A 19835-nucleotide genomic window follows, 5' to 3' on the forward strand; every position below is an offset into this window, starting at 1 on the left:
GCAAGGTCAACGACCCGGCACCGCCGAGGGGTACGACCGGATCCGGCGGGCCGCCGCGTGCGCCGCGACCGTGGCCGCCCCGGCCACGGCCAGCCCCCGGACCAGGTCCGCAGGGCGCGTGGGCCGCAGGACCCCGGTCCGGCGCAGCCGTCCGCGCGCCCACAGGGTGAAGGGGACCACCAGCAGCGGCGAGGTCACCACCCCGGGCGTGTAGCCGCGGGTCGCGGCGGCCTGGGCGAGGTGGACCAGGCCGTGCAGCCCGAAGCCGTTGAGGGAGGCCTGGTAGAAGGCCGAGCGCCCGCCGGTGCGGTACCCGTCCGCGGCGGCCGCCGCGACGACCAGTCCCATGAAGCCGACCGCGGTGGCGAACTCGCGGCCGTCCACTCCTTCGATGCGGTGCCAGATCCGGTCGGGCACGCGGGGGTGGCGTTCGCGCAGCACCGGGACCCGGGTCCGGGTCCAGCGGCCCACGGTGGCGACCTCTTCGAGGTCGTGCACGGCCCAGGCGGCGAACAGTCCGAGGGTGGCGGCGACCGCCCGTAACGAGATTCCTGTCATGGGACGACAGTCTGCAGCCAGAGCGGCAGCAGCAGGAGGGAGATCACCGAACTCTTGATCACGAGGGAGGCGGAGAGGTCGACGCCCACGTCGTAGCGCTGGGCGAAGATGAACAGGTTCTGCGGAGTGGGCATCGCCGCGATCAGGACCAGGTACGCCAGCCAGTCGCCCCGCACCCCGAACAGCATCCCGCACACCGCCCAGGTCAGCAGCGGGAAGGCCAGGCACTTGAAGGCGATCAGGGCGAGTTCCTCGCGCGTGGTGCCCCGGACGTCCAGCCCGAGGCCGCCGAGGTGGAGGCCGAGGGCGAACAGGGCCACCGGGGAGGCGCTGTCGCCGACGAAGGCGGCGCCGTCCAGGACCACGGAGGGCACGTGCGCGGAGAGCAGGTTGAGCAGGATGGCCGCGTTGCAGGAGAGGACCAGGGGCGTGGCCAGCGAGGCGCCGACCGCGCGCAGGAGGCGCCGGCCCGGACCGCCGCCGGTGGTGGGATCGGTCCGGCCCAGCTCCATGAGGGAGATGACGACCAGGGACAGGACGCAGACCTGGAAGAGCAGGATCGGGAAGATGGGCGCGGCGGTCCCGAAGACGGTGATGAAGACGGGGACGGCGAAGTAGGCGGTGTTCACCTGCACTCCGGCCATCACGCGCAGTGCGACGGCGCGGGGCTCCCGGACGGAGCGGGCGACCGACGCCACCGCGACCAGGGCCACCGCGAGGGCCGCGGCGGTGGCGTAGCCGCCGATCGCCCGCCAGTCGAAGAGGGCTCCGAGGTCGCTGGCGTAGATGTTGCCGAAGAGGTAGCAGGGGACGGCGAAGAGGAAGGCGTAGTCGGAGAAGGCCTTGGACGCATCCGCCGGAACGATCTTGCGGCGTGCGAGCAGCACCCCGCCGCCGAAGGCCAGCAGTACCGGCAGCAGTTTCTCCAGCGCGGCTGCCCCACCCATGCGTACCGGACCCCCTTGATCGACCGGCGAGCAGCCTACCCGTACGCCCGGTTCCGGGCCGGGGGCGCATAGGCTGGGCCGATCATGAGCGACAGACCCCGCATCCGGCCGGGCCGCCGGAACCGTGAACGCCCCCGCACTCCCGAGGCCGCAGGGCCGGGCGTGGCGGCGCAGCTCGGCGTGTTGCTGCGGACGCCCGCGCGGGCGGCGGAACCCCTGCTGGCGCAGGCGCCGAGGCCCTGGCAGCGGATGCTGCCCTTCGCGGTCGTCGGCGTGTTCGTGGTGACGCTGCTGCCGGTGACCATCACCGTGCTGACCCTCAACTACGGTCTGGGCGGCGGCTGGTCGGGCGCGCTGGGCGTGGCGCAGACCGTGCCGCTGCTGCTGGCGGTGACCCGGCCGGTGCGGGCCTGGGCGGTGGTCCTGCTCGCGGACACCGTCGGCGCCCTGTTGCTGGTCCAGGCCGACCATGTGGCCTCGTGCCCCTGGCCCTGGCCGCCGATGACCATCGTCGGGTACCTGCTGCTGATGGTCTGCCTGGGGCTGCGCGAGTCCGTCCGGACCATGGTCGGGGTGTGGCTGGCGACCGGCGCGGTCGGGGGCGCGCTCGAATTCTTCCGGCCGGCGGGCGCGTCGACCACCTCCGCGCTGCTGTTCGTGCTGGCCGGGGTGATGCTGGCGCTGACGGGCGCGCTGCGCGGGTACGGCGACGCGCAGCGGCGGATCGCCGAGCAGGAGACCATCAGCGAGGCGGAGCGGGCCCGGCGCACCCTGCTCGAGGAACGGGCCAGGATCGCGCGGGAGCTGCACGACGTGGTGGCCCACCACATGTCGGTGATCACCGTGCAGGCCGATTCGGCGCCGTACCGGCTGCCGGGCATGGCGGAGCCGGTGCAGGAGGAGTTCGCGGCGATCGCCGCGAGCGCGCGGGAGTCCCTCGGCGAGATGCGGCGGCTGCTGACCGTGCTGCGCGGTGACGGGACGGAGCGCGCCGAGGGCGAGAAGGCCCCGCAGCCCGGGATCGACCGGCTCCAGCAGCTGGTGGAGGCGACCGTACGGGCGGGGCAGCCGGTGGAGCTGTCCCTGACGGCCGGGGCCGCCGGGGCGGCGCGCACGGCGCCGCCGGCCGTGGACCTGTCGGCGTACCGGATCGTGCAGGAGGCCCTGGCCAATGTGGTGCGGCACGCGCCGGGGGCGGCGACCCGGGTCTCGGTGATCGTGGACGCGGACGAGGTGCTGGTGCTCGTGGTCAACGGCCCTGCCCGGGGTGCGGTGGTGGCGCTGGAGGGTTCGGGCACCGGGCACGGTCTGGTGGGGATGCGGGAGCGCGTACGGTTGACCGGCGGGACGCTGGACACCGGTCCGCTGCCCGACGGCGGCTTCCGGGTGGCGGCCCGCCTGCCCCTGAACGACGCTACGCGGGAGACGGCTTGACCATCCGGGTGATCATCGTCGACGACCAGGCCATGGTCCGGGCGGGGTTCGCCGCGCTGCTGTCGGCGCAGGCGGACATCGACGTGGTGGGCGAGGCGCCCGACGGGCGCCAGGGGGTGCAGGTGTCGCGCTCCACGCACCCGGACGTGGTGCTGATGGACGTACGGATGCCGGAGATGGACGGGCTCACCGCCGCCCGGGAGCTCCTCGATCCCCCGCCGGGGGTGGTGCACCGGCCGAAGGTGCTGATGCTGACCACCTTCGACATCGACGACTACGTGTACGAGGCCCTGCGCGCGGGCGCCTCCGGCTTCCTCCTCAAGGACGCCCCACCGGCCGACCTGATCTCGGCGGTCCGGGTCGTCGCCTCGGGCGAGGCGCTGCTGGCCCCGTCGGTGACCCGCCGCCTGATCGCCGACTTCGTCCGGCAGCGCCCGGCCCCGCGCAAGGACCCGGCGCTGCGGCTGAACGGGCTCACGCCGCGGGAGACCGAGGTGCTGGAACTCATCGCGCGCGGGCTCTCCAACCAGGAGATCGCCGGCCATCTCGTCCTCGCGGAGCAGACGGTGAAGACCCACATCGGCCGCGTCCTGGCCAAACTCGGCCTCCGCGACCGCGCCCAGGCGGTGATCTTCGCGTACGAGGCGGGCCTGGTGACCCCGGGCAACCCCGGCTGACCGTCCCGGTCACGTACACCCCTCCAAGCCGACGAGCAGTCCGGCGACTTCGAGCCCGGTCGTCAGGTAGTCCTCGAACACCCGGTTGTTCAGGGCCCACGGCGACCGTCCCCGCCGTACGACCCCGACAGCGGCATCGGGCTGCTCGCCGAGCTCGACGAGGGTCTGCGCCACGACCAGCCCTGACCGGTTGTGGCCAGAGCGGCACCGGACGAGGACGGTGCGGCCGTCCCGGAGGGCCTGCGCCGCCGTGCGGGCCAGGTGCTGGACCGTACGGATCTGCTCCGCGCTCAGCGGGGCGTCGGGCATTTCGGCGACCACGTGCTCGACACCCGCACCGGGCCCGTGGCCGGGCCGCGTGAACAGGCTGATGACCAGCCCGAACTCCCGCCCGACGACGACCGGACGGCTGCCCTTGGGCCGAGCGGACCAAGTCCCGGTCCGCTGCCGTCTCCTCCACCCCCTACCGGGGTATGACATCCGACTTGGCTCCCCGGTGCGACGTCGGCCGCGGTACCTCCTTCCTACCTTCCTCCCCGTCACGAGGCTCGCCACGAGGAAGGGAGAAGGGGCATGCGCCGCTTCGGAAGGACGGTGGTCACGGCCGCGCTCGCGGTGGCCGTCGTCGCGGGGACCGCGGGATGGGCGTCCGGGGACGGCCTGCGCGCGGTCACCGGGCCGCCGCCGGGTGCCGCCGCCTGGCGGGCGGACTCGGTGTCCGGCCGGGCGCTGCCCGATCCGGCGGGTGCCACCCCGGCGGAGGTGGCCCGGTTCTTCGCCGGGCTGGACGACTCCGCGCGGCAGGCGCTCGTACGGTCGCACCCGCTGGTACTGGGGAACCTGGACGGGGCGCCTCTCGCCCTGCGGTACGAGGCCAACCGGATCGCCGTCGCGGCGACGGGTGAGGCCCGGTACGCCTCTCTCGCGGCGCCGGGCCGACAGCTCCTGGCCTTCGATCCGCGCGGCCGGGGGCAGGTCGCCGAGGTGTTCGGGGATCTGGAGCGGGCTCCGCACGTATCGGTGATCGTGCCCGGCTCGGACAACGACGCCACGTCGCACGGCGCGGCGCGCAGGGCGTACACCGGGCCCGCCGGGATGGCCCGGGCCCTGCGCGCGGCCACCGGGGGCGGGGCCACCGGGGTCGGGGGCTCCGGGGACGTTGCCGTGATCGCGTGGACCGGGTACACCACCCCGGTCGGCGTCGGCCGGGACGTGGCCGGCGGCCGGCTGGCCGGGGCGGGGGCGGCCCGGCTGGCCCGCTTCACCGCGGGGCTGGACGCGGTCGGCGTACCCGACCCGGTGCTCTTCTGCCACAGCTACGGCTCGGTGGTCTGCGGGCTCGCCGCCCGCAACACCGACGCCACCGACATCGTGGCCTTCGGCTCCCCCGGCATGCGCGCCGACACCGCCGCCGCCCTCGGAACCCGCGCCCGCGTGTGGGCGGCCCGGGGACCCTCCGACTGGATCGCCGACGTCCCGAACGTCCGGTTCGCGGGGTTCGGCCACGGCGCCGACCCCACCTCCCCCGCCTTCGGCGCCCGCCGGGTGCCCGCCGCCGACGTGCAGGGCCACACCGGCTACTTCTCGCCCGGCACCCAGTCCCTCGCGGCCTTCGCCGCCATCGCGAAGGGAGAGGTCCGATGAGCACCCTCACCACCTTGAGGCGGGCCGCCGAGCGGATCGACCGGCAGACCCCCGCCCATCGCGACCGGGCCGTCGACGGGCTGCGCGCCCTGGCGCTGCTCGCCGTGCCGACCGGCCACTGGCTGCTCGGCGGTTTCACCCTCGACGCGGACGGAGGCCTGCACAACGCCAGCCCCCTGTCGGCCTTCGGCGCGCTCGCCCCGGCGAGCTGGGTGCTCCAGATGCTGGGCATCTTCTTCCTGGTCGGCGGGTACGCCTCGGCGCTCTCCTTCAACCGCCGCAAGGGGTCGGCCGGTGCCTGGCTGAAGGGCCGGATCGTCCGGCTGGGGCGGCCCGTGCTCGGGGTGACCGCCGTGTGGGCGCTCGCCGCGCCCCTGCTGTACGCCGCCGGGGTGCCGGAGGCCACGCTGCGGACCGGGGCGACGCTGGTGATCCAGCCGCTGTGGTTCGTCGGGGTGTACGTGGTGATCACCGCGCTGACCCCGTACTGCGTGCGGGCGGCGAACCGGCTCGGCGGCTGGGCGGCGGCCCCGCTGCTCGGTTCGGTCGCGGTGGTGGACTTCCTGCGCTACGGGCCGCTGTCCGCTTCCGTGCCGTCCTGGCTGTCCCTGCTGAACATCCTGCCGGGCTGGATGTTCGCGTACCAGCTGGGCGTCTCGTGGGGCGAGCGCAGGATCGGGAGGCGCGGGGCCTGGCTGCTGCTGGCCGGCGGGACCCTGCTGTTCGCGGTGCTGCTGGCGGTCTTCCACTACCCGGCGTCGATGGTGGGCGTGCCGGGCGCGGCGCGCACCAACTCGCACCCGCCGTCGCTGCTGGTGCCGGCCCTGGCCGCGGCCCAGTCGGGCGCCGCGATCCTGCTGCGCGACAGGCTGGCCGCCCTGCTGGCGCGGCCCGCCGTGTGGGCGCCGGTGGTCGTGATCAACCTGTGTGCGATGACGATCCTGTGCTGGCACCAGACGGCCATGCTGGCCGCGGCCGTTCCCGGCTCCTTCGTGGGCGGGCTGGCGGGGCTGACCACGGCCCCGGACAGCGTGGGGTGGATCGCGGCGCGGGTGGCGTGGATGCCGGTGTTCGCGGTGCTGCTGGTCGTCATCGCCCGCTACGCGCGCCGGTTCGAGGAGCCGCCGCGGGCCGTGCGCGGGGGCCGGGTGGTGCGGCGGACCGTGGCGGGGCTGCTGGCGGCCGGGTTCGCGGTGTTCGCGCTGGGCCTGGCATAGGCATGGCGGCGGCGGATAGGCGAGAGCGCCGCTCCCTCCGGGGAGCGGCGCTCTCGTCCTGTCGTACGCGGTGCGGGCGTCAGGCGATCGAGGCGGCCACGATGGCGGCCACGGCGAGGTTGCAGGAGGCCGTGACCCAGACCGCCGGGTGGGGCTCCGGGTCGACCACGATGGCGCCGAGCTTGCCGGGGGTGACCAGGTCGAGCACGAGGAAGGCCACCGCCATCAGGACCAGGCCGAGCACGCCGAAGGCCGCCGTCGACAGCAGGCCCTTGGCGAAGTCGTCGTACGTGGTCCAGATCGTGGTGAAGACGATGCCGCCGATGCCCAGGAGCGCGGAGCTGAGCAGGACGGCCGCGTTGCGGTTGCGCTCCTCCCAGATCTGCTTGGGCAGCTTCCCGGGCGTCAGGACGTCCACCAGGACGATGCCGAGGATCAGCAGGACCAGGCCGAGGGCACCGTAGGCGCTGGTGCGTCCAAGTCCGTTGACGATGTCGCTCATTGAGAAGCCTGTCTCCGCGTGGGTGGGATAAACATGTGCCGTGGGCTGGCCGAATGTATCGCACGGCCCATCGGTGGACCATGGGGAGGTCGGCAATTGGTAAAGGTCAGGCCTGCGCGGGCGGACGAGGCGGAGGCCCTGACCGGGCTGGTGATGCGGTCCAAGGCGTACTGGGGGTACGACGCCGGCTTCCTCGCGGCGTGCGCCGCGGAACTGCGGATCCGCGCCGGGGACGTGGCGGCCCGCCGGGTCGTGGTGGCCGAGGACGAACGCGGGGCGGTGCTCGGACTCGCCTCCCTCGAGGGCGCTCCCCCGCACGCCGTGCTCGGGCTGCTCTTCGTCGAGCCGGCGGCCATCGGGCGGGGCGTGGGGCGGCTGCTGTACCGGGACGCCCTGCGGCGGGCGGTGGCGCTGGGGGTGCGCCGCCTGGCCATCGACTCCGATCCGCACGCGGCCGGGTTCTACCGGGCGATGGGTGCGCGGGCCGCGGCGGACGGCGGTGCGGACCAGGGCCGGGGCGGCGGTGCGGACCAGGGCCGGGGCGGCGGTGCGGAGCCGTACGCCCTCGTGCCCTTCGAGGCGGCCCCCGCCCCGCTCGCCGCCTGGGCGCGGGAGTGGACCGGCGGCGGCCGGGCCGTGCACCTGGGCAATGTCGCGGAGTTCAACGCCCAGTTCGCCGATGCCACCCTGGACGGGGAGCAGCGGCCCGCCCACCACTACGCGTGCCTGGCCGCCTTCTACAGCCCCGACCCTGCCGTGCTGGTGCTGCCGCGGGCGGTGCCGCGGGGCTGGACCGACCTGGTGGGCCGCGAGTTGGGCTGGTCGGAGGTCGAGGTGTACGACGGGCTGGTGGAGCGGGGTCCGGGGCTGCTCGACGCGGTGCGCGCGCGGCCCGCGCTCGCCGCACGGCTGACGGGGGCCGGGCTGCCGCTCGTACCGTGGGGGCTGACGCGGCCGTTCGGGGAGCTGACGGGCCGGCCGTGGCGGCCCGGGCAGCTGCGGTACGAGTCGAAGTCGGCGGCGCACGAGCTGTTCGGCCGGATCCTGGCGGAGGGCGGGCATCCGGGGATCCGGCTCCCCGCGCAGTGGCGGGCCGCCACCCGGCGGGCGGCGGTCCGGCTGCTGTCCGACCGGGCCAGGGCGGGGAAAAGCACCGTTCTGAAATCGGAGCACGGCGTCGGGGGTTCGGGCACGACGGTGGTCACGCCCGAGCGGGTGCGGGCGGCAGGCGGGGCCCGCGCCCTGGTGCGGCGGCTGCCGCGCGGCCCGCTGCTGGTGGAGGAGTACGTCGAGGGCCCGGCGCGGGAGGACGGTCCGCGCGACCTCACCTACGACGGCTTCGTGGGCGCCGACGGCCGCGTGCACGAGGTCGGCGGGGCGGTGATGGAGGTGCGGGACGGCTGCTACGCGGGCGCCACCGTCGGGCCCGGGGTGGTGCCCGAGTGGGCGGAGAAGCCCCTGACGGCCTTCGGCGGGGCCGTGGGCCGCGAGCTGGCGGCGGCCGGCTACCGGGGCTGGTTCGACGTGGACTTCGTGGCCGACGGGGGGCGGCGGCTCGCGCCGACCGAGACGAACCTGCGGCTGACCGGGCCGTCCGTCGCCTTCATGGTGGCGGCCCGGCTCGACGCGCTGCGGGGCGCGGGGCACCTCGTACGGATCGTCGACCGGGTGGAGCTGGGCGCACGGCTGCCCGAAGCCCAGCTGGACGAGCTGTGCGCGGACCTGGCCCGGGAGTGCGCGCGGCTCGGGGCGGTGTTCGTCCCCGCGATCCCGACGGGGGCGTTCGAACCGTCGCCCTGGCTGGGTGTGCTGGTGGCCGCGCACAGCAGGGAGGTCCTGGACGCGGCGGAAGCGCGGGTGCGGGCCGCGGCGCGGGCGGTGGACGCCCTGTTCGGCCCGCCGGCCCCGCTCTAGTCCTCTTCCTCCTCGGGGTCGAAGTGGAAGGGGTCGTCCGGCTTCCTGGCGAGGAACACGGCCACGATGAGGCCCGCGATCATCAGCGGAACGTTGAACAGGTAGACGAGGAGTGCCTGTTGCGGCCAGTCCTGCTTGGCCGCCAGCCGGTAGAGGTTGTCCTGCGGCCACCAGGCCAGGAGCAGGTAGCTCGCGGCGAGATGGGCGGCCCTGGTGCGCCGCCGGCCCAGCTTGCGGTGCTTCATCCTGCGGTGCCCGTTGATCAGGAACAGCACTCCGGCGCCGAAGGCGAGCACCTCGCACACGTAGAGGATGAAGAAGAGGGCCGCCCAGGGGTTGGGCACCCCGCTGAGGTCCGTCGAGCCGGGCCACAGCACGTTCGTGAGCAGCAGGGCGACGAAGCCCACCACCGCCGCCATGCATCCGAAGGCGCAGCCGCCCGGATCCCCGGCGGCCTGCGCCACGCCGCCGAACTTGTTGGGCCGGGCCACCGCCTCGGGGACGTGCCGGGCCGGCAGCGGCAGGGCCGTCCGGTCCTCCTGGCCGGCCCTGCCGCGCGGCAGGGCTCGCAGCTTGATGACGCTGCGCGGGGTCTCCGCCTTGAGGACGACGCCCGCGAGGTGGTCGCGCACTCCTCCGATGTCCGGCAGTGCGGCGGCCGCGTCCCAGGCGATCTCGTCACCGGGCGGCGGGGCGAGGTACGCGACGAGCCGCCGGGCCCCTGTGCCGTCCTCGACCGCGGTGACGGCCGCCCGGCCGACGCCGGGGTGGCTCCGGATCGCGGCCTCGACCGGATAGGGGTCGAGGGTGCCGCCCGGCACGGCGATCCGGTCCCGGATCCGGCCGCGGAACTCCAGCAGGCCGTCCGGGCGGAGCAGCCCGAGGTCCCCCGTGGGGATCGCGTCGCCGCCCCCGGGCGGCGTGAGCCGTATCTGCCCGTCCCGGACGTCCACAGCGCAGCCGGGGAAGGGAAGGCCGAGCAGCGAGAGGCCGTACGGTTCGTCGACCGGGCCGCGCAGTTGCGGAAGTTCGAAGTGGGTGCCGATTCCGGCCGTCTCCGCCGGGCCGTAGACGACCAGCACCCGTACGCCCGGCCGCAACCGCGACTGGAGGGCGTCCAGCTCGTCGAGGAAGACCCGGTCCCCGGTGAGGGCGAGCAGGCGCAGGGCCCCGAAGTCCGCCCCGAGCGTGCCCCGGCTCCGGGGAATCCCGGGTGCGCGTTTCGCCCCGCGCACGAGGAGCCGTTCGGCGCCGGCCGGGTCGGTGTGCAGGACGGAGACGCGTTCGCCGTCGATCGCACTCCGCAGGTCCTCGGGCTTCCAGGGGGAGATGACGGGGAGGACGAGGGTGCCGCCGGAGCACAGGGCCCGGGTCCAGCCCGCGGCGAAGTCGGTGAGGGCTGCTCCGGCCGTGATCAGGTGTCGGTCCTCGGGGGCCGGCCGGGCCACTTCGGCCCACCCCTCGTACGCGGCGAGCAACGTCGTATGGCTGGTGGGTACGGCCCGGGGCTCCGCTCCGGCGGTGAACAGGACCGCAGCGGTCCCGGCGTGCGCCGCGGCCCCGGGCGGCCCGGCGGGCTGCCGTGCGACGGCGGCGGTCTGCTCCTCCAGGCGGATCACCCGCAGGCCGCTCCCGTTGTCGAGCCCCGCTTCCTGCGCGGCCCGGGTGAGCAGCGCGAAGGGCTCGACGGCGGTGAGCTGGAGCCGTCCGGTGCGCGGTGCGTCGACGTCGACGACGGTGTAGGAACCGCCGGCCTTGAGGACGGCGAGGAGGGCGATGAGGAGTTCGGCCTGGCGGGTGGTGCCGATCGCGACGAGGCCTCCGGGCGGCAGGCCGGAGGCGAGCAGGTGGTGCGCCAGCCGGTTGGCGTCCGTGTCGAGCTGCTCGTAGGTGAAGCTCTCGTGGCCGGCGACGACGGCGAGCCCGTCGGGGGTTTCGCGCGCCCACTGCTCGAAGCGGTGCAGGACGGTGTCGGTGGTGCTCTTGTCGAAGCGGACTGACTCGGATCCCTGCGTCATGGACCGATGATGCCACCGGGCACCGACAGCGGGTGGGGCTCCGCCATTTCCCTTGGAGGGGGCGCACGTTGGGCGTCCCCTCCAAGGGCACCGGGTCAGTTCGTGGCGCCGTACCAGGTTCCGTCACGCCCGCCCATGCCGGTCTTGACGGTCGAGTTGTAGCTGCCGGTGCAGTTGCTGCTGCTGTAGAGGTAGAGGGTCGGACCGAACTTCCACCACCAGCCGTTGAACTGCGTGTTCCATCCGGGCGTCGACCAACAGCCTTCGGTGAGGGTGCCGTTCTGGTTGTAACCGACGACCTTCACGGAGTTGGCGACGTGCCGGTTGTCGTAGAAGTCGATCTGCCGGTTGATGTTGTCGAGCGTGGTGTTGCCGGGCCGCCCGATGGCCTGCCAGTCGTTGCTGGAAGTCGCGGGGATGTCCACGTTCCACGAGTAGCTTCTGTTGTTGGGGTTGTTGTTGCTGCAATTCGTGGAGTCGTCGTAGAAGTAGACCGACATGCTGCCCTTCCACCACCATCCGGAGATCCAGGTCTGGTATCCCGAGATGGAGAAGCACTGCCTGACGGAGTTGCCGTTCTGGTCGCTGCCCCAGACCAGGACGGTCTTCGCGGTCATGCCGTTGTTGAGGATCATGATCTGCTGGCCGTTGGAGCCGGCGTGGGCGCTGCCGGCTGTGACCAGGCCGAGGGTGAGGGCCAGGCCGATGGATCCGACGATGGCTGCGATCTTGCGGCGCACGGTGTTCACGGGTCCCCCGAGGATGGACGGATCTGCCGCGGGAATGATCGCCGGAGGGTGTTTCTCCAGTCAACTGGCTTGTTTTCGTTGGGGACTTGCGGTGTCTCGGTGAAGCCCTTGACCTCAAGTTTGGTTGAGGCAATAGCGTTTCGGGCCATGGACATGGAAGTCACCGCCTGGACCTCGCTCCACAGCGCGATCAACGCCCAGCAGGACCGTCGCCCGCTCTCCCGGGCGAGCCTGCGCCGCGTCGCCGCCTTCGCCCGCCCGCACCGCCGCGGGCTCACCTTCTTCCTGCTGCTGAGCGTGGTCACCGCCCTGCTCGCGGTGGCCACCCCGGTGCTCGCGAGCCGGGTCGTCGATGCCATCGTCGCCGGGCGGGACGGTGACACGGTCGTCCGCCTCGCCCTGCTCATCGCCCTGATCGCCGTCGCCGAGGCGGGGCTGGGGCTGCTGACCCGCAGGCTGTCCGCGACCCTCGGCGAGGGGCTGATCCTGGACCTGCGGACGGCGGTCTTCGACCACGTGCAGCGGATGCCGGTCGCCTTCTTCACCCGCACCCGGACGGGCGCCCTGGTCAGCCGGCTCAACAACGACGTGATCGGTGCCCAACGGGCCTTCAGCAACACCCTGTCGGGCGTGGTCGCCAACACCGTGACCCTGCTGCTCACACTGGCCGTGATGCTGAGCATCTCCTGGCAGATCACCCTCCTCGCGCTGGTGCTGCTGCCCGTGTTCGTGCTGCCGGCCCGCCGGATGGGCGCGCGGATGGCCGCGATGCAGCGGGAGGCCTCGGCGCTGAACGCGGCGATGGGCACCCAGATGACGGAACGCTTCTCCGCTCCCGGTGCGACGCTGGTCAAGCTCTTCGGGCGGCCCGCGGACGAGTCCGCCGAGTTCCGGGCGCGGGCGGCACGGGTGCGCGACATCGGGATCCGTACGGCGATGGCCCAGTCGGCCTTCATCACGGCCCTCACCCTGGTCTCCGCCCTGGCCCTCGCGCTCGTCTACGGCCTCGGCGGCTTCTATGCACTGCGCGGGACCTTGGACGCCGGTTCCGTCGTCGCCCTCGCCCTCCTCCTGACGCGGCTGTACGCCCCGCTCACCGCGCTCGCGGGCGCCCGCGTCGAGGTGATGAGCGCCATGGTCAGCTTCGAGCGGGTCTTCGAGATCCTCGACCTGAAGCCGCTGATCGCCGAGAAGCCGGAGGCCCGTCGGGTGCCGGACGGGCCGGTGACCGTGGAGTTCGACGCGGTGTCCTTCGGCTACCCCTCCGCCGACAAGGTCTCGCTCGCCTCGCTGGAGTCGGTCGCCACCCTCGACACCCGGGGCGGGACGCAGGTGCTGCACGAGGTGTCCTTCCGCGCGGAGCCCGGCCAGATGATCGCCCTGGTGGGCTCGTCCGGCGCCGGCAAGTCGACCATCGCGCAGCTGCTGCCGCGGCTGTACGACGCGGACGCGGGCGCGGTCCGGCTCGGCGGGATCGACGTACGGGACCTCACCGCCGACTCGATCCGCGAGACCCTCGGCATGGTCACCCAGGACGGGCACCTCTTCCACGAGTCCGTACGGGCGAACCTGCTGCTGGCCCGGCCCGGTGCCACCGAGGAGGAGATCTGGGAGGCCCTGCGGCGCTCCCGCCTGGACGGCCTCGTCGCCTCGCTGCCCGACGGGCTGGACACGGTCGTCGGCGAGCGCGGCTACCGCCTGTCGGGCGGCGAACGGCAGCGGCTGACCATCGCCCGGCTGCTGCTCGCCCGGCAGCGGGTGGTGGTCCTCGACGAGGCCACGGCCCACCTGGACTCCACCTCGGAGGCGGCGGTGCAGGAGGCCCTGGGCGAGGCCCTCGCGGGCCGGACCGCGGTGGTGATCGCGCACCGGCTGTCGACCGTGCAGGCGGCGGACCTGATCCTGGTCGTCGAGGACGGCCGGATCGTGGAACGGGGCACGCACACCGAGCTGCTGGCGGCGCGGGGACGCTACGAGGAGCTGTACCGGACCCAGTTCGCGGCGGCGGACGCGGCTCCGGGCGGCGGCGTCCCGGTCCCGGGTGACGGCGTCCCGGTCCCGGATGACGGGGCGACCGCTCCGGGCGGCGGCGTCCCGGCCCCTGGCGCATGATGCTGTGATGGACATCAAGCTGGAGCTGGTCGCCGTACCCGTCACCGATGTGGACCGGGCCAAGGCCTTCTACGAGCGGATCGGCTTCAACGCCGACCACGACGTGACGGTGAGCGAGGAGATCCGCTTCGTGCAGCTGACCCCGCCGGGGTCGGCCTGCTCGATCGCGATCGGCAAGGGGCTCACCCGGATGGCCCCGGGATCGCTGGACAACATGCAGGTCGTCGTCGCCGACATCGAGGAGGCGTACGCCGACCTGCGGGGCCGGGGCATCGAGATCACCGAGATCCAGGACATGCCCTGGGGGTCCTTCGTCTACTTCTCGGACCCCGACGGCAACGGCTGGGCGGTCCAGCAGACCACACCCCGCGCGGCGGCCGAACCCTCCGCGTGATCCGCGCAGGGGCGGCCGTCACGGCGTGCCGGGGGATCAGGCCTCCGCGGAGACCACGTCGTGGTGGTGGTGGTCGAGCTCCCAGGCGTGGTGCTTGAACTCGTGGCGGAAGTCGGCGTGGTCCTCCCACTGGCGGGCGATCCCGCGCAGCACGTCCCAGTTGTGCTCCACCGACTGGTCGATGACGCGGCGCATGGCCGGGTCGGCCGACGCGCGCTTCTCCAGCAGGCCCTTGATCGCCGAAGCCTCGAGGACGGCATTGCGCAGCGCCCGCAGCGCGCGGCCGGTGTCGTCCATGGAGAAGCCGTACTCGCTCCCCGTCTCCGCGTCGAACAGCGGGGTGAGCCGCGCTTCGATGAATGCGGTGATCCGCTCGAAGTGCTGCACATCCATCAGGGGCTCCCTCTCCTGCCGGGCCGTTCTTCGGCCCGGCGTCTCGCTCGCTCACTCGCTTCGGCTGTCCGGCGCCATTATGCCGGGCGCCGAAGGACCGTCCGGCGCCGGCGACCTGCCCGGACCACCGCTTCCGGCCCCAACTCCCGTTCTCGCGCCGCCGTATCGGCGAAATGCCGATGGTCTACTTTGATCACCATCCGCTTAGGGGAGGAAGGGAACAAGTGGACGAGAGCTCGAAACTGACGGAGCGCTTCGAGGAGCACCGCTCTCACCTCAGAGCAGTGGCCTACCGGATGCTCGGTTCGCTCAGCGAGGCCGACGACGCCGTCCAGGAGGCCTGGCTGCGCCTGGACCGCTCCGACACCAGTGAGGTCGAGAACCTCGGGGGCTGGCTGACCACGGTCGTGTCGCGGGTGTGCCTGAACATGCTGCGCAGCCGCCAGAGCCGGCGCGAGGACTCCATCGACGCCTACCCGACCGACCCGGCCGCCGTCCGCGAGGACGGGGTCGACCCCGAGCAGGAGGCGGTGATGGCCGACTCGGTCGGGCTGGCGCTGCTGGTCGTGCTCGACAAGCTGGCACCGGCCGAGCGGCTCGCGTTCGTCCTGCACGACATGTTCTCCGTGTCCTTCGACGAGATCGCCGCGATGGTCGAGAAGACCCCGGCCGCGACCCGGCAGCTCGCCAGCCGCGCGCGGCGCCGCGTCAAGGGCGTGCCGCTGGTTCCCGATGCCGATCTGACCCGTCAGCGGGCCGTCGTGGACGCCTTCCTGGCCGCCACCCGCGGCGGGAACTTCGACGCGCTGGTCACCCTGCTGCACCCCGGTGTGGTGCTCACCGCCGACACGGCGGTCGGCCCCTCCCCGCGGCCGATCGTCGTCAACGGCGCGGTCCCCGTGGCCACGGGTGCGATGGCCGCCATGCAGCGCGCCCTGGCCACGCAGACCGCACTGGTCGACGGCGTGGTCGGCCTCGCGATGGCGCCGTACGGACAGCTGTTCCTGGTGCTCCGCTTCACCGTCGAGGACGGGCTGATCACCGCGATCGACATCGTCGCGGAGCCGGAGCGGCTGAGCGGGATCGAGATCGCCGTGCTCGACGCCTGACCCGTGCCGGTGCGGGGTGCCGGTGCGGGTGACCGCACCGGCACCGTGGAGCGGGCCACGGCGGCGGGAAATGCGCTTCAGTGGTGTCGTACGGACCGATGTCGACGAGAGCAGCGAGGTGGACGTGAGCACCCAGCGCGTCATTGTGGTGATGGGCGTGGCCGGCACGGGCAAGACGACCGTGGGCCAACTGCTCGCGGAGGCCCTGGGCGTCCCGTATGCGGAGGGCGATGCCTTCCACCCCGCGGCCAACGTGGCCAAGATGTCCGCCGGCACCCCGCTGGACGACGCCGACCGGTGGCCGTGGCTGGACGCCATCGGCGAGTGGATCCGCAACAGCGCCCGGCGGAGCGGCGGGGTGGTGGCGGCCTCGTCCCTCAAGCGCGTGTACCGGGACCGGCTGCGCGCGGCGGCGCCCGGGGCGGTGTTCGTCCACCTCACCGGTGACCGCCCGCTGATCGAGAAGCGGATGGCGGCCCGCAAGGGGCACTTCATGCCCACCACCCTGCTGGACTCCCAGTTCGCCGCCCTGGAGCCGCTCCGGCCGGACGAACCCGGCGTCGCCGTCGACGTGTCCGGATCCCCGGAGGACGTCACGGAACGGGCGCTGGCTGCCCTGCGCCGGCTGCGCGCCGGCGAGAGCTGAGCGGCAGGCCCCTGCACCGCGCCGCCGCCGTCACCCGTCCTGCAGCCCGTCCTGCAGCTGCACGGCGGCCAGGGCGAGGCCGTCGGCCGCCGTCGTGCAGCGGTCGGCGAGGCCCGCCACCTCGGCGCGCAGCGCGTCCGTCCCGGGGCCGTGCCAGCCCGGCGCGGCGGCCGTCGCACGCAGCCGGACCGCGTGCGAACGCAGCGCGGCGGCGTGGTCGCAGAGGCCGGGCGGGCCGCCGGACACCGGACGCGGGGCCCGCCGGGGCAGTTGCGCGGCAGCCCGGCGGCGGGCGGCGTACTGCCGGGAGCGGGCCGGCTGTACGGCGGACAGCCAGGCGGGCTGCCGGGCGTACGGCCTGGAGGCGGGCCGGGCAGCCGGCTCGGCGGAACGCCCCGCGGGCCGTTCCGACAGGCCCCGGCCCCGGTCGCAGAAGGCGAGGAAGGCGGCGCCGAGCCCGAGGAGCGGCTCGGCCGTCTGCGCCCGCCCGGTGGCGACCTGCCAGCCGGCGTGGTCGTTGAAGGGGTTGACGTCCGTCAGGGCGCTCCAGGCGAGGATGTCGGCGAAGTACGGGGACAGCAGCGCGAAGGCGTGCTCGGCGCCCTGGTCCCGCACGATCCGCCGGAACAGCCGGACCGCGTCGGCCTGCCGGCCCTCCCGGACCGCGGTGAGGACGGCGGCCGCGCCCGGGTCGGCGAGGAGTTCGGGGCAGGATGTGCCCGCCGCCCGGATCCGGGCCCTGAGCCCGCAGACCGCAATGCTGATCGCGAGGCTTTCGCGGCCCGTCAGGACCCCGGCGATCCGGCCCACCCCCGCCACGCCCCGGCCCCGCGGGGCCCAGCCGAGCCCCGCGGGGTCGGTGAGGGTGCGCAGCAGGGTGCGCCAGCCGAGCCGGCGTGCGCCGCCCCGGGCGAGGGCCGCGGCGGAGAGCCGGCGGCCGAGGGCGAGTGCGGAGGCGTCTCGGGCGGCCTCGCCGACCGCGTCGGCGGCCTCGGCGAGCGCGCGGCACAGGGCGTCGAGGAGATCGGCGTCCGGGCCGGGGGGCGGGGACGGCGGGTACGACGAGGAAGACGAGGACGCGGTCGCGGCGTCGGGCATGGGTTCCTCTTGAGGTCGGCCAGGGGAAGCGGAGGACAAGGGGGTGAGGGCAAGCGGGTGGGGAGGAATCGGGGACGGCGGGGCACCGCGGCGGGCGGGTCCGGGGACGGGAGCCGCCGTCAGCGCCGGGTGAGGGTGACCCGGATGGCACCCGGGTCGAGCGTGGCGGGCAGTGGGCCCACCGGGTCCAGGACCGGCCGGCCGGCGGCGAGCCGGTGGCCCCGGAGGACCTCCGCGGCGAACGCCGCAGTGATCATCAGGCCGAGCTGGTCGCCCGGGCAGCGGCCGCCGCCGTGGCTGAAGGGGGCGATCCGGATGTCCTGGTCGGCTTCGGGGTTCTTCCACCGGCCCGGGACGAACACGTGCGCGGCCGGCACCCGTTCGGGATCGCGCTGGTGGAAGGCGGCGGGCAGCAGTACGGAGGTGCCCGGCGGGTAGCGCACGCCCCGCCACTCGGTCTCGGCGCGGGTGACGCGGATCAGGTCGGGCACCACCGGGTACAGCCGCAGGGCCTCCCGGACGCAGGCCCGCAGGCGCGGCAGTTCGCCGGCGTCCCCGCCCCGCGCGGCTTCCGCGGCGGCCGCGTCCTGTTCCGCCGGGTGCGCGCCGAGCAGGAGCAGGGTGCGCAGCAGCGTTCCCGGTACGGCGTCCATGGCGAGGAGCCAGTGGTGCGCCTGGCGCAGCGGGTCGAGGGCGCCTGCCGGGTCCGCGCGGCGGGTGGCCCGGCCGACGAGGGTGTCGTCGCCCGCGTGGGCGGCGTACTGCTGGATGCGCGTGTGGGCCTTGGCGTACACGGTGCGGGCGGACCGGGCCCGGCCGCCGCGCAGTTGGCGCAGCCAGCCCGCGAGCTCCTCGTCGCAGGCGGCGTCCTCGCCGAGCACGATCCTGCGGGCCGCGCGGTGCACCGCGTGCCGGGCGCGTACGAGGTCGAGGGTGCGGGCGGCGGTCAGGTGGGGGGCTTCCGCGGCGACTGCCGCGAGGAAGGTGCCGCAGGAGGGGTGTACGGGGATGCCCGGGACGAGCGTCTCCTCGTTGATCCGGCGCCGCTGGGCGCGCAGTTCGCCGCGGGAGCAGCCGATGCCGGCGGGCTCCTCGGAGGCCGGGCCCCGGCACTTCTCCGGCGGATCGGCCGCGAGGAGGCTCACGGGTTCGGCGTAGAAGCGGTCGAGGTCGCGGGGGTCGAGCAGGACGAGGAAGGTGCGGCCGGACCGGGTGCGCAGGAGGGCGGGCGCATCGCCCCGGCGGGCCCGCAGGGCGCGCAGGGCGGCGGCGGTCGCGCGTGGTGTGCCCGTACGGACGAAGCCCCGCAGGCGGGCGCCGAAGGTGGGGGCGGCGGGTGCCCGCCGGTCCGGAGCTTCCGCGCCGAGGGCCCGTACGCGGGCTCTCAGCCCGTCCAGGGCGGCCCCTTGGACCGTACGCATGCGTGTACCTCCGCAGCCGGGACAACGACGGTCGGTGACATCGGCATCACCGTACGTCCCACCCCGGGAGTGCGCGAGCGCCGGTCCGCTGGAAGGCGGCGTCGCGGAAGGCGGAGCGCAGGGGCCGCTGCGCGGCGGCCGTCGGCACGAGGAGCGCCCACCGGTGGAGGCGCGGGGAGATCCATACGGCCGGGCCGTCGTCCGCCGGGGCCGGGTGGGTCCAGACGCCCTGGGGGGCGGGGTGCCAGAGGAGGCCCCGGGCGGGGGTGAGTTCGCCGGTGCGGATGCGGAGGGACTCGGCGGTCCAGGCGCGGGTGGGTGCCGGAGGGCCGGGCGGCTGCTCCCGCCCTTCCGGCCCGGGGCCCGATCCGGGGCCCGGCCGCGGGTCCCGTCCAGGGCCCGGCCGCGGGTCCCGTCCAGGGCCCGACCCCGGGTCCCGTCCAGGGCCCGGCCCCGGGACCGGCTCCGGCTCCCGTTCGGGCTCCGGTGCGAGGAGGTGGCTCAGGAAGCGGACGAGGTCGGTGAGGGGCGCGTACAGGGTGCCGTCGGCGAACCGGGTGGCGGTCATGCCGAGGGGGCCCCAGATCCGGGCGGCGGCGAGCTCGCCGAGGGGGCTGCCGGAGATCCGTTCGGCGAGCCGGGTGAGGTCGGCGGTCCCGGCGGGGTGGGTGAGGAGGTGGTGGGCGGTGGTCCCGGCGGGAGCGTCCGTGTCCCCGTAGGCCGCGATCGGGGTGTGCAGCCGGAGGGAGCCCTCGTCGACGAGGCTCCCGATCACCGGCCAGAGGGCCAGCACCCCGCGCAGCCCGCCCGCGTCCAGGACGGTGCCCCCGTCGTGCGAGCCCGCGTGGACGCCGCCTGAGTCCCCGAAGGCCCACACCGCCCCGGGGTCGGCGGCCGCCACGAGGGCCCGGATGTCATCGGCCTGGTCGCTCAGGAGCGTCATGGTCAGCCACGCTAACGAGCCGCGCACCGGCCCCGGGGCCCGTCGCGCCGGAGTCCGCG

At 74.5% G+C, this 19835-nt stretch carries 19 protein-coding genes; 9 read left to right on the forward strand and 10 right to left on the reverse strand.

The genetic code is table 11. The features are described 5' to 3' along the window. Positions 1–6 precede the first annotated feature (6 nt). The gene (locus tag ACIGFK_RS17595) at positions 7–558 is read right to left on the reverse strand and encodes an HXXEE domain-containing protein (RefSeq protein WP_400052486.1); all 552 of its coding nucleotides are present in this window, start codon (positions 556–558) and stop codon (positions 7–9) included. Continuing rightward, positions 555–1505: an AEC family transporter gene (locus tag ACIGFK_RS17600; protein WP_386469967.1), complete on the reverse strand. Its 951-nt coding sequence runs from the start codon at positions 1503–1505 to the stop codon at positions 555–557. Before ACIGFK_RS17600 ends, ACIGFK_RS17595 begins: the two co-directional genes overlap by 4 nt. Before the next feature lie 84 nt (positions 1506–1589). Here ACIGFK_RS17600 and ACIGFK_RS17605 point away from each other — a divergent pair, with 84 nt between their 5' ends. Then, positions 1590–2939: a sensor histidine kinase gene (locus ACIGFK_RS17605; RefSeq protein WP_400052488.1), complete on the forward strand. Its 1350-nt coding sequence runs from the start codon at positions 1590–1592 to the stop codon at positions 2937–2939. After that, the gene (locus ACIGFK_RS17610; protein ID WP_376658476.1) at positions 2936–3616 is read left to right on the forward strand and encodes a response regulator; all 681 of its coding nucleotides are present in this window, start codon (positions 2936–2938) and stop codon (positions 3614–3616) included. Before ACIGFK_RS17605 ends, ACIGFK_RS17610 begins: the two co-directional genes overlap by 4 nt. Positions 3617–3625: 9 nt before the next feature. On the opposite strand, the gene ACIGFK_RS17615 is transcribed toward ACIGFK_RS17610, so the two are convergent. Beyond that, on the reverse strand, positions 3626–4096 hold the full coding sequence (locus ACIGFK_RS17615; protein ID WP_376658475.1) for a protein phosphatase: 471 nt from the start codon (positions 4094–4096) through the stop codon (positions 3626–3628). A 93-nt stretch (positions 4097–4189) separates the two neighbouring features. Here ACIGFK_RS17615 and ACIGFK_RS17620 point away from each other — a divergent pair, with 93 nt between their 5' ends. Together ACIGFK_RS17620 and ACIGFK_RS17625 are read left to right on the forward strand one after the other, a co-directional pair. Continuing rightward, positions 4190–5260, forward strand: coding sequence for an alpha/beta hydrolase (locus ACIGFK_RS17620; protein WP_400052491.1), 1071 nt, complete (start codon positions 4190–4192; stop codon positions 5258–5260). Further along, a complete protein-coding gene (locus tag ACIGFK_RS17625; protein ID WP_400052493.1) occupies positions 5257–6477 on the forward strand; it encodes an acyltransferase in 1221 nt (406 codons plus the stop codon). The genes ACIGFK_RS17620 and ACIGFK_RS17625 overlap by 4 nt, the downstream gene beginning before the upstream one ends. A gap of 79 nt (positions 6478–6556) precedes the next feature. On the opposite strand, the gene ACIGFK_RS17630 is transcribed toward ACIGFK_RS17625, so the two are convergent. Further along, a complete protein-coding gene (locus ACIGFK_RS17630; protein ID WP_376658472.1) occupies positions 6557–6979 on the reverse strand; it encodes a DUF350 domain-containing protein in 423 nt (140 codons plus the stop codon). A 96-nt stretch (positions 6980–7075) separates the two neighbouring features. On the opposite strand from ACIGFK_RS17630, the gene ACIGFK_RS17635 reads away from it, so the two are divergent. Next, positions 7076–8893 (forward strand): GNAT family N-acetyltransferase, encoded by a 1818-nt coding sequence (locus tag ACIGFK_RS17635; protein ID WP_400052495.1) that lies wholly within the window; start codon positions 7076–7078, stop codon positions 8891–8893. Here the strand turns inward: ACIGFK_RS17635 and ACIGFK_RS17640 are convergent. Together ACIGFK_RS17640 and ACIGFK_RS17645 are read right to left on the reverse strand one after the other, a co-directional pair. Then, complete coding sequence (locus ACIGFK_RS17640) at positions 8890–10911, reverse strand: AMP-binding protein (protein ID WP_376658470.1); 2022 nt, start codon at positions 10909–10911, stop codon at positions 8890–8892. The genes ACIGFK_RS17635 and ACIGFK_RS17640 overlap by 4 nt on opposite strands. Positions 10912–11006: 95 nt before the next feature. Further along, positions 11007–11660: a hypothetical protein gene (locus ACIGFK_RS17645; protein WP_376658469.1), complete on the reverse strand. Its 654-nt coding sequence runs from the start codon at positions 11658–11660 to the stop codon at positions 11007–11009. A gap of 147 nt (positions 11661–11807) precedes the next feature. Between ACIGFK_RS17645 and ACIGFK_RS17650 the strand changes: the two genes are divergently transcribed. Together ACIGFK_RS17650 and ACIGFK_RS17655 are read left to right on the forward strand one after the other, a co-directional pair. Further along, the gene (locus tag ACIGFK_RS17650) at positions 11808–13772 is read left to right on the forward strand and encodes an ABC transporter ATP-binding protein (RefSeq protein WP_386469982.1); all 1965 of its coding nucleotides are present in this window, start codon (positions 11808–11810) and stop codon (positions 13770–13772) included. A gap of 7 nt (positions 13773–13779) precedes the next feature. After that, positions 13780–14166, forward strand: coding sequence for a VOC family protein (locus tag ACIGFK_RS17655; protein WP_376658467.1), 387 nt, complete (start codon positions 13780–13782; stop codon positions 14164–14166). Between the two features lie 36 nt (positions 14167–14202). On the opposite strand, the gene ACIGFK_RS17660 is transcribed toward ACIGFK_RS17655, so the two are convergent. Continuing rightward, entirely contained in the window at positions 14203–14559 is a 357-nt protein-coding gene (locus ACIGFK_RS17660) for a hypothetical protein (protein WP_376658466.1), read from the reverse strand. 224 nt (positions 14560–14783) lie between these two features. Between ACIGFK_RS17660 and ACIGFK_RS17665 the strand changes: the two genes are divergently transcribed. Both ACIGFK_RS17665 and ACIGFK_RS17670 read left to right on the forward strand, forming a co-directional pair. After that, on the forward strand, positions 14784–15668 hold the full coding sequence (locus ACIGFK_RS17665) for a sigma-70 family RNA polymerase sigma factor (protein ID WP_386469987.1): 885 nt from the start codon (positions 14784–14786) through the stop codon (positions 15666–15668). A gap of 124 nt (positions 15669–15792) precedes the next feature. Further along, on the forward strand, positions 15793–16314 hold the full coding sequence (locus ACIGFK_RS17670) for a gluconokinase (protein WP_376658482.1): 522 nt from the start codon (positions 15793–15795) through the stop codon (positions 16312–16314). Positions 16315–16344: 30 nt separating this feature from the next. On the opposite strand, the gene ACIGFK_RS17675 is transcribed toward ACIGFK_RS17670, so the two are convergent. The 3 genes from ACIGFK_RS17675 to ACIGFK_RS17685 all read right to left on the reverse strand — a co-directional run bounded on the left by ACIGFK_RS17675 (position 16345) and on the right by ACIGFK_RS17685 (position 19776). Next, the gene (locus ACIGFK_RS17675; RefSeq protein ID WP_386469990.1) at positions 16345–17412 is read right to left on the reverse strand and encodes a hypothetical protein; all 1068 of its coding nucleotides are present in this window, start codon (positions 17410–17412) and stop codon (positions 16345–16347) included. A gap of 119 nt (positions 17413–17531) precedes the next feature. After that, positions 17532–18833, reverse strand: coding sequence for a cytochrome P450 (locus ACIGFK_RS17680; RefSeq protein ID WP_386469992.1), 1302 nt, complete (start codon positions 18831–18833; stop codon positions 17532–17534). A gap of 46 nt (positions 18834–18879) precedes the next feature. Next, a complete protein-coding gene (locus ACIGFK_RS17685; protein WP_386469995.1) occupies positions 18880–19776 on the reverse strand; it encodes a hypothetical protein in 897 nt (298 codons plus the stop codon). Between the last annotated feature and the right edge of the window lie 59 nt (positions 19777–19835).

Origin of the sequence: Streptomyces sp. NPDC085524 (genome assembly GCF_044541755.1) — a bacterium.
Lineage (GTDB): Bacteria > Actinomycetota > Actinomycetes > Streptomycetales > Streptomycetaceae > Streptomyces.